This is a genomic window from Streptomyces sichuanensis (assembly GCF_020328095.1).
In the GTDB taxonomy this organism is placed as follows: domain Bacteria; phylum Actinomycetota; class Actinomycetes; order Streptomycetales; family Streptomycetaceae; genus Streptomyces; species Streptomyces cinnamoneus.
This window is the reverse complement of record NZ_JAIXMK010000185.1, coordinates 1-4,236: the sequence shown is the minus strand read 5'-3', so window position 1 is coordinate 4,236 and position 4,236 is coordinate 1. Positions and strand designations below refer to the sequence as shown.

Below are 4,236 nucleotides of genomic sequence, written 5' to 3'. Positions count from 1 at the left end.
CTCGACTGGAGCCCGCCGGACCGGCTCTGCGCGCCGGCCCTCGCACGGCTCTTCCCCGGCGCCCCGGCCGGCCCGCCCGCCGGGCCCGCCCTCCTGTGGTGCACGGGGCGGGGCGTACTGCCGGGGCAGCCACGGCGGGAAGAGTGGCAGTGGGACGGGACCGTCCGCTGACGGGGCGCCCGCACCGGCCCGCCGGGCCCGCCCCGCGCCGTCGCGGACGAGCGGCAGGCAGGCGAGCCCGGTCAGCAGGGCGATGGGGTGACCCCAGCTGGCCAGCGGGTCGACGAGCTCTATCAGGTCCTGGGCGCACATCGCCCCGGCCACGCCCAGCAGGGCCCAGCGGCCGAACGGCCGCAGCAGCCCGGAGAGGGCGCCGACGCACGCCATCAGGCCGAAGCTGATGCCGTAGTCGAGGCGGTGCAGCGATGCCTCCGGCAGCCGCCCGGCCGCCACCGCGCCCGCCACGGGCAGCTCCGTGGCCAGCGTGGCCAGCACGTGGCCGAGGAGGAAGACCCCGGCCGTCCGGGCCCCGCCGACGCGGCGCTCCAGGGCGGTCAGGACCAGCACGAAGGCCACGCCGTACGCCGAGTAGAGGCCGCCGGCCACCCAGAGGGCGCTGGCGACGAGCACGAACACCGGATTGTCGGCCAGGTGCGCGGCGTCCGTACTGGAGTCGCGGAGCAGCTGATTGACGGTGGCTTCGTCGCCGAGGTCCGCGTAGACGGCGGTGCCGAGGAGGACCAGGCCGTAGACGAGCGTGAACGGCGCGCCCTTGGGCGAGGGCAGCAGCCGGCGCAGGGCCCGGAACGCGCGGCGGCGACGCCCCGCGGAGGCTGCCGCCCCCGCGCCGGCTCTTTCGTCGGCGTCAACCGGAGTCACTCGGTCAAGCCCCTTTCCGCGCACGTCCCCGCCGTCCCGGGGCGTCGGGCACACCCGTGACGTTCCTGAACATTAAGGTGCACAGCCGTCTGCCGGATCAACCTCTGGCCGTGACTCCGCTCACCCCTTGTCAACCTTTTGACGCCGGGGCGCGTCGGCCGGGTGACCGACGACTTCAGGAGGCTCTCATGACTGTCCCGAACGTCCGGCACGCCGGCGGCCCGCGCACCGCCGCCGAGGAACCCGTGGTGGTGGAGCGGCGCGACGGCCCGTACGGCGAGGTCGTGCTGCGGCGCAGGGGACCGCACCACGAGATCATCGCCAACGGCTGCTTCCTGATGGACACCGCCGACGGCCGTTCCGAGCGGCTGCTCGTCGACGCGGCCCTGACCGCCCTGCCCCCTTCCCGTCCGGCGCCGGCCGTCCTGATCGGCGGGCTGGGCGTGGGCTTCTCGCTGGCCAGGGCCGCCGCACAGCCGCGCTGGGGGCGGATCACGGTCGTCGAACGCGAGGGCGCGGTCATCGACTGGCACCGCACCGGCCCGCTGGCCGCGATCTCCCGGGACGCGCTGGCCGACCCCCGCACCGAGATCGTCCACGCCGACCTCGTCGAGCACGTCCACGCCGCCGGACGTCGCTACGACGCGCTCTGCCTGGACGTCGACAACGGCCCCGGCTGGACCGTCACCGACGGCAACGCCGGCCTCTACTCGCCGGCCGGCCTCGCCGCCTGCCGGGCCCGGCTGACGCCCGGCGGGGTGCTCGCCGTCTGGTCCGCACAGCCGTCCACGGCATTCGAACAAGCCCTCCGGAATGCCGGATTCGCCGGGGTAATGACGGAAGAGATCAGCGTTGCCCGAGGCGTCCCGGACGTCGTCCACCTCGGCATCTGTGCCGCGTAGCCGAGCCACGCCGGGTGCCCGTACCCTGCCTTCCACACCTGCAGGACTGGTAGTGAGAACGCTACGGAAGACGCTAGGGGCGGGGCGCATGGAGCAGACACACATCGGCCCGGGTGGCGCCGCAGCCTCTGCCGGGGCGCAGCGCCGGGTGCTGATCGTCGAGGACGACAGAACGATCACGGACGCCATCGCGGCCCGGCTGCGGGCCGAGGGATTTCAGGTACGGACCGCGGGGGACGGGCCCGCGGCCGTGGACACCGCGGAGGCGTGGCAGCCGGACCTGCTGGTCCTGGACGTCATGCTGCCGGGCTTCGACGGCCTGGAGGTCTGCCGCAGGGTGCAGGCCCAGCGGCCGGTGCCCGTGCTGATGCTGACCGCGCGCGACGACGAGACCGACATGCTGGTCGGCCTCGGCGTCGGCGCGGACGACTACATGACCAAGCCGTTCTCGATGCGCGAGCTGGCCGCCCGGGTGCACGTCCTGCTGCGCCGGGTGGAGCGGGCCACGCTGGCCGCGCACACGCCGCGCAGCGGCATCCTGCGGCTGGGCGAGCTGGAGATCGACCACGCGCAGCGCCGGGTGCGGGTGCGCGGCGGGGACGTCCACCTGACGCCGACCGAGTTCGACCTGCTGGTCTGCCTGGCCAACACCCCGCGCGCGGTCCTCTCCCGCGAGCAGCTGCTCGCCGAGGTGTGGGACTGGGCGGACGCCTCGGGCACCCGGACGGTGGACAGCCACATCAAGGCGCTGCGCCGGAAGATCGGGGCGGAGCGCATCCGCACCGTGCACGGCGTCGGCTACGCGCTGGAGACGCCGGCCGCATGAGGACGCCGCAGGGTGTGTGGGACCGGGTCTGGGAGGCGCTGCGCCCCCTGGACCCGTACCGGTCGGTGAAGGCGGCGCTGGGCGCGCTGGTCATCGGGTCGGTGGTGATCACGACCTTCCTGGTCTTCGTCGCGATCCACTCGGCGACCGAGATCCGGGTGATCACCGTCTTCTCGATCATCGCCTCGCTGCTGATCACCCAGTTCGTGGCGCACGGGCTGACCGCACCCCTGGACGAGATGACCGACATCACCCGTTCGATGGCACAGGGTGATTACACCCGGCGGGTGCGGGCCGCCCGCCGGGACGAGTTCGGCGACCTGGCGATCGCCTTCAACCGGATGGCGGCCGACCTGGAGGCGGTGGACACCCACCGCAAGGAGCTGGTCGCCAACGTCTCCCACGAGCTGCGCACCCCCATCGCCGGGCTGCGGGCGGTGCTGGAGAACGTGGTGGACGGCGTCTCGGCCGCCGACCCGGAGACGATGCGCACCGCGCTGAAGCAGACCGAACGGCTGGGCCGGCTGGTCGAGCAGCTGCTGGACCTGTCGCGGCTGGACAACGGCGTGGTGCCGCTGCACGCCCGCCGCTTCGAGGTGTGGCCGTACCTGGCCGGGGTGCTGAAGGAGGCGAGCATGGCCTGCGGCAGCGGCTCCTCGCCCCGCGCCCGCAAGGACGTCCATCTGCACCTGGACGTCTCGCCGCCGGAGCTGACCGCGCACGCCGACGCCGAACGGCTGCACCAGGTGGTGGCCAATCTCGTGGACAACGCCGTCAAGCACAGCCCCCCGCACGGCCGGGTGACGGTCCGGGCCCGCCGCGGCGAGGGCGCGCAGTCGCTGGCCCTGGAGGTCCTCGACGAGGGGCCGGGCATCCCGGAGGCCGAGCGGCACCGGGTCTTCGAGCGCTTCAACCGCGGCCCCTACGACAAGCAGGGGCCGGGCCACGACGGCGGCACCGGGCTGGGCCTGGCCATCGCCCGCTGGGCCGTCGACCTGCACGGGGGGAGCATAGGAGTGGCCGAATCCCCCCGGGGCTGCCGCATCAGGGTCACTCTTCCGGGCGGACCTCGGGAACAGACTTGACGTAGGGTCGGTGGTGGGAGCACACGTCCGTACCGGGCGCGGGGCAGGCTTCGGCGAACCCTGGAGGCCCCGGGAAGACCTCGGAAGAAGAGGAACCTCCGGGTTTTCCCGCCTGGTCCTGCCCTGAAACCCGGGGCAGAGTGTGACTTAGGCGACGACTGGCCCGGGTGGCCTGCATCTAAGGTCCCGACAGGCGTAGCCTTTATTCCCGCTGTCCACCACCTTAGGAAGCGGAAGAGGGCGGTTGCCGCCGTGTCGCCACAGTCCCCCAACACCTCATCGAGCGTCTCGACCGATCAAGCCGGGCAGGCCAAGAGTCCTGCCGACGTGTTCGGTCCCAATGAGTGGCTCGTCGACGAGATCTACCAGCAGTACCTCCAGGACCCGAACTCGGTCGACCGAGCCTGGTGGGACTTCTTCGCCGACTACAAGCCGGGCCAGGCGGCGGCTGCGCCGCCGGGCACCGAGGCTCCCGTGACGCCGGGCACCGCCCCGGCCCAGGCCCCGGCCGCCCCCGCGGCCCCGGCCACCCCGGCGCCCGCCC

Annotated in this window: 5 protein-coding genes; 4 read left to right on the top strand and 1 reads right to left on the bottom strand. The window is 73.5% G+C overall.

Translation table 11 applies throughout. From position 1 onward, the window contains the following. A partial coding sequence (locus LE181_RS30220; protein WP_308103617.1) for a rhomboid-like protein occupies positions 1-879 on the bottom strand: 879 nt, incomplete at its 3' end. A gap of 188 nt (positions 880-1,067) precedes the next feature. Between LE181_RS30220 and LE181_RS30215 the strand changes: the two genes are divergently transcribed. The 4 genes from LE181_RS30215 to LE181_RS30200 form a co-directional block, all read left to right on the top strand. Next, positions 1,068-1,781: a spermidine synthase family protein gene (locus LE181_RS30215; protein WP_225664700.1), complete on the top strand. Its 714-nt coding sequence runs from the start codon at positions 1,068-1,070 to the stop codon at positions 1,779-1,781. Positions 1,782-1,869: 88 nt separating this feature from the next. Then, entirely contained in the window at positions 1,870-2,607 is a 738-nt protein-coding gene (locus LE181_RS30210; RefSeq protein ID WP_225664699.1) for a response regulator transcription factor, read from the top strand. After that, on the top strand, positions 2,604-3,692 hold the full coding sequence (locus LE181_RS30205) for a sensor histidine kinase (RefSeq protein ID WP_225664698.1): 1,089 nt from the start codon (positions 2,604-2,606) through the stop codon (positions 3,690-3,692). The genes LE181_RS30210 and LE181_RS30205 overlap by 4 nt, the downstream gene beginning before the upstream one ends. Positions 3,693-3,944: 252 nt before the next feature. After that, positions 3,945-4,236: 2-oxoglutarate dehydrogenase E1 subunit family protein (locus LE181_RS30200; RefSeq protein ID WP_225664697.1), on the top strand; the 292-nt coding region annotated here is incomplete at its 3' end.